The organism is Achromobacter sp. Marseille-Q0513, assembly GCF_018195695.1.
Lineage (GTDB): Bacteria > Pseudomonadota > Gammaproteobacteria > Burkholderiales > Burkholderiaceae_B > Achromobacter.
Genome location: NZ_JAGTJY010000078.1, coordinates 21,506 through 25,622 on the forward strand (window position 1 = coordinate 21,506; position 4,117 = coordinate 25,622).

The window sequence follows — 4,117 nt, forward strand, 5'->3', positions numbered from 1 at the left end:
CCGGCGAAGCCCCTGCCAGCGTCGCCCGCCCTGGCGGCCTCGACCCCGGCGTTCAGCGCCAGCAGCTGGGTCTGCAAGGCGATGTCCTTGATCAGCTTGCTGATGTCGCCTACCGAGCGCGCGCGCAGGGTCAGCTGCCCCACCACCTCGGTGAAGGCGGACATCTCGCGATTCATGCGGTCGACCCGCTCCTTGACCTCGGACAGCTCGGCCAGCGCCCGCTCGGCCGCCTGCAGGTTCTGCCCGGACACCTCGGCGATTTCGCGCGCATGCGTGGACGTGGACGCCGACAGGCCGGCGATCTGCGCGCCGCTGGCGGCCAGCGCCTCGGCGGCGCGCGCCTGCTCCTGCGCCAGCGCCGAACAGCGCCCGGCCTGGAATTGGGTGCGCGCGGCGTTGAGCGCGATCTCGATGCTGGATTGACGGACGGTGGCGATGCGCTGGCGCATCGACCCCAGGAAACGGTACAGCGGCCACGCGGCCGGACTGAGCGACAGCGCCCGCTCCGACAGCACGGCCTCGCCCCGGTTCAGGCGGCGCAACAAGCCCCAAATGCCGCCCAGGCGGAATATGGATCTGGCCAAGATACTCTCCTAGTGCCGGCCCGGATCGTCTTCTGTGGAGATCCGTTGCCTGGACGCGCGGCCGCGCGTCCTGTCTCTCGCTGCATGGCCCTGATTCTGGTTCTTATGGCCGAGAGTCTATCACCCGCCCTGGCGCCCGCATTTAAGGGAAATCATCCATGCGGGCGATGGCAAGCGCCGCCGGCGTGGCCCGCCGACGGCGCGCGGCCGCCTAGAAACCCAGGCTGGCCAGCAGGTCGTCGACCTGATCCTGGCTGGTGACCACGTCGGCCTTGCCCTGCGGGCTGACCTGAGGGCCGTTGAGCAGGCTGTTGGCCTCGTCGCGCCGCTCCTGCGGCACGTTGTCCAGCAGCACCTGCAGCAGCTCGCGCTCGATCGCGCCCACCACGTCCATCATGCGCATGATGACCTGGCCGGTAAGGTCCTGGAAGTCCTGCGCCATGATGATTTCCATCAGCTTGGACTGGGTCTCCTGCGTCTGCTTGGGCACATCCTGCAGGAACGCGCGGGTGTCCTTGACCAGCTCGCGGGCCTCGGGCATTTCCAGCGGCTGGTCGAACCACTGCTGCCAGCGGCTGTCCAGCGACTGCGCCGAACGCGACATGCCGTCCTGGATCGGGCCGGCCGCCTCGGTCGCGTTCAACACGCGGTTGGCGGCCTGCTCGGTCATCTGCGCCACATAGCGCAGGCGGTCGCGCGCGTCCGGGATCGCGTTGGCCGCGTCCTTGATCGCCTGGTCCAGGCCCAGTTCGCGCATGCTGTCGCGCAGCATGCGCGTGAGCGAGGCGATGCGGTGGATCAGATCTGGGGATTCCGCCGGATCAACATTTTCCGTCGTGCTCATGGCGCACCTCAGCCTGCGATTTTCTCGAAGATCTTCGTGAGCTTCTCTTCCAGCGTTGCCGCCGTGAAGGGCTTGACCACGTAGCCGTTGGCGCCGGCCTGAGCCGCCGCGACGATGTTTTCCTTCTTGGCCTCGGCCGTCACCATCAGCACCGGCAGCGTGGCCAGCGCGGCGTCGGCGCGGATCTGCTTGAGCATTTCCAGGCCGTCGAGGTTGGGCATGTTCCAGTCCGACACCACGAACTGAAAGCCGCCGTTGCGCAGCTTCTCCAGCCCGATGGCGCCGTCCTCGGCTTCATCCACATTCTCGAAACCCAGCTCCTTGAGCAGGTTGCGGATGATCCGCCGCATGGTGGGGAAGTCATCCACCACCAGAATCTTTATGCCCTTGTCTACCATCTTCCTACTCCAAAAGAAATGTGCTTGGGAACGATCGCGAAACCCCGCGTCAAACGCGGTGGCCGCGGTCTCCCAGGCGAGTCAGAATGCGCTCACTCATCGCGGAAAGCGAAACCACCTCTTCGGCCGCGCCGATGGCGATGGCTTCGCGGGGCATGCCGAACACCACGCAGCTGGCTTCGTCCTGCGCGATGGTGTGGGCCCCGGCGCGGCGCATGGCGAGCATGCCCGCGGCGCCGTCCTTGCCCATGCCGGTCAGGATGACGCCGATGGCGTTCTTGCCCGCCGCCACCGCGGCCGAATTGAACAACACGTCCACCGACGGGCGGTGGCGGTTGACGGGTTCGCTGGCTTCCAGTTCGATGACGTAGTTGGCGCCGCTGCGGCCCAGCCGCATGTGCGTGTCGCCGCCCGGGGCCAGATAGACGTGGCCGGGCAGGACCCGTTCGCCATGCACGGCTTCGCGCACCGTCACCGCGCACAGCGCGTCCAGGCGCTGGGCGAAGGACCGCGTGAAGCCGGCCGGCATGTGCTGCGTGATCAGGATCGCCGGGCTGTCCGGCGGCAGGGGCTGGAGCACCTCGCGGATCGCTTCGGTGCCGCCCGTGGACGCGCCCACGATCACCAGCTTTTCCGAGCTGGAGAGCGGGCGGCGCAACGCCGGGGCCGGCGCGGCCGCGGGCGCGTGCGGCGCCGGCGCGCGCAGCTTGGCGCGCGAGGCGGCGCGGATCTTGTCGGCGATGATCTCGGTATATTCGAGCAGGCCGTCGCGGATGCCCAGCTTGGGCTTGGTGACGAAGTCGATGGCGCCCAGTTCCAGCGCGCGCAGCGTGATTTCGCCGCCACGCTCGGTCAGGGACGACACCATCACCACCGGCATGGGCCGCAGGCGCATCAGCTTTTCAAGGAAGTCCAGCCCGTCCATGCGCGGCATTTCGACGTCCAGCGTCAGCACATCCGGGTTGTGGCGCTTGATCAGCTCGCGCGCCACCAGCGGATCGGGCGCGGTCGCGACGACCTCCATGTCCGGCTGGCTGTTGATGATCTCCGTCATCAGGCCGCGCACCAGCGCGGAATCGTCCACACACAAGACTCTGATTTTCTGCATTTTTTGCCGCCTGGGCGGGCCTAGGCCCGGCCCCCGCATTCATAGACCGTCTGACCGCGCAGGCGGAAATCCTGGCTGATGTAGGTGAAGTTTTCCGAATGGCCCGCGAACAGCAGGCCGCCCGGCTTGAGCAAGGGAACGAACCGCTCCAGGATCCTGGCCTGGGTCGGCTTGTCGAAATAGATCATCACGTTGCGACAGAAGATGGCGTCGAACTTTTCGTTGATGGGCCATGATGGCGCCAGCAGGTTCAAGGTGTCGTAGCGCACCATGTCCGCGATCTCGGGCCGCACCCGCACCTGGCCGGCATTGGCGCCGCGCCCCTTCAGGAAGAAGCGCTTGAGCCGCGACTCCTCCATCTTCGCCACGCGCTCGGCCGGATAGACCGCCGCGCGGGCCCGGTTGAGCACATTGGTGTCGATGTCCGTGGCCAGCACGGTGGACGACGAGGCGCGGGGGCCCAGCGCTTCGGCCAGCGTGATGGCGATGGAGTACGGCTCCTCGCCGGTCGAGGCCGCGCAGCACCAGATCGATACCGGGCCGCCGCGGCTGCGCGCGAAATCGGCCAGGATCGGAAAGTGATGCGATTCCCGGAAGAAGGCCGTCAGGTTGGTGGTCAGCGCATTGATGAAGTCTTCCCACTCAGGCGCGTCGGGCTGGCGCTCCAGCTGGTCCAGGTAGCTGGCGAAATCCTGCCGCCCCAAGGCGCGCAGCCGCCTGGCCAGGCGGCTGTAGACCATCTCTCGCTTGTGGGCGCCCAGCGAAATGCCGGCGCGCTCGTGAATCATCTTGCGGACGCGGGAAAAGTCCGCGTCCCGGAAATCGAATTGGCGGTCCACCGAAATGGACGGCGCCGCATTTGCCGCTGTCGCCACCGCTAGCCTCAGTGTTCAAGCGCAAGCGCGTCGGGCGCCTGCAACCGTGTGCCGTCAGCGGCCGGGCGCTGACCCGACAGGCGATGCGCAGGCACTTCGATGACCTCGCCGGCGTTGATCTTGAACACCGCCACCGCTTCGGCCAGGCGCTGCGCCTGTTCCTGCAGCGAGCCCGCGGCTGCCGCGGCCTGTTCCACCAGCGCCGCGTTCTGCTGCGTCACCTCGTCCATCTGCGACACCGCGCGGTTCACCTGGTCGATGCCGCTCGACTGCTCTTCCGACGCCGCCGAGATCTCGCCCATGATGTC

5 protein-coding genes and 1 pseudogene are annotated in these 4,117 nt (G+C 67.5%); all 6 read right to left on the bottom strand.

Annotation, left to right across the window (positions count from 1 at the left end; all coding sequences use genetic code 11):
- Nucleotides 1-584, bottom strand: a 584-nt coding sequence (locus tag KDH83_RS32585; protein ID WP_249205160.1) for a methyl-accepting chemotaxis protein, incomplete at its 3' end; no start/stop codon positions are given.
- 211 nt (nt 585-795) lie between these two features.
- The gene (gene cheZ, locus KDH83_RS16630; protein ID WP_103274014.1) at nt 796-1,428 is read right to left on the bottom strand and encodes a protein phosphatase CheZ; all 633 of its coding nucleotides are present in this window, start codon (nt 1,426-1,428) and stop codon (nt 796-798) included.
- Nucleotides 1,429-1,436: 8 nt separating this feature from the next.
- Nucleotides 1,437-1,826 carry a chemotaxis response regulator CheY gene (gene cheY / locus KDH83_RS16635; protein WP_103274013.1) on the bottom strand — a complete coding sequence of 130 codons (390 nt, stop codon included), beginning with the start codon at nt 1,824-1,826 and terminating at the stop codon, nt 1,437-1,439.
- A gap of 49 nt (nt 1,827-1,875) precedes the next feature.
- Nucleotides 1,876-2,934, bottom strand: a complete 1,059-nt coding sequence (locus KDH83_RS16640; protein WP_212317872.1) for a chemotaxis response regulator protein-glutamate methylesterase — start codon at nt 2,932-2,934, stop codon at nt 1,876-1,878.
- Nucleotides 2,935-2,954: 20 nt separating this feature from the next.
- Nucleotides 2,955-3,809, bottom strand: a complete 855-nt coding sequence (locus tag KDH83_RS16645) for a CheR family methyltransferase (RefSeq protein WP_199770846.1) — start codon at nt 3,807-3,809, stop codon at nt 2,955-2,957.
- Between the two features lie 8 nt (nt 3,810-3,817).
- Nucleotides 3,818-4,117, bottom strand: a pseudogene (locus KDH83_RS16650) (chemotaxis protein); the annotation flags it as partial.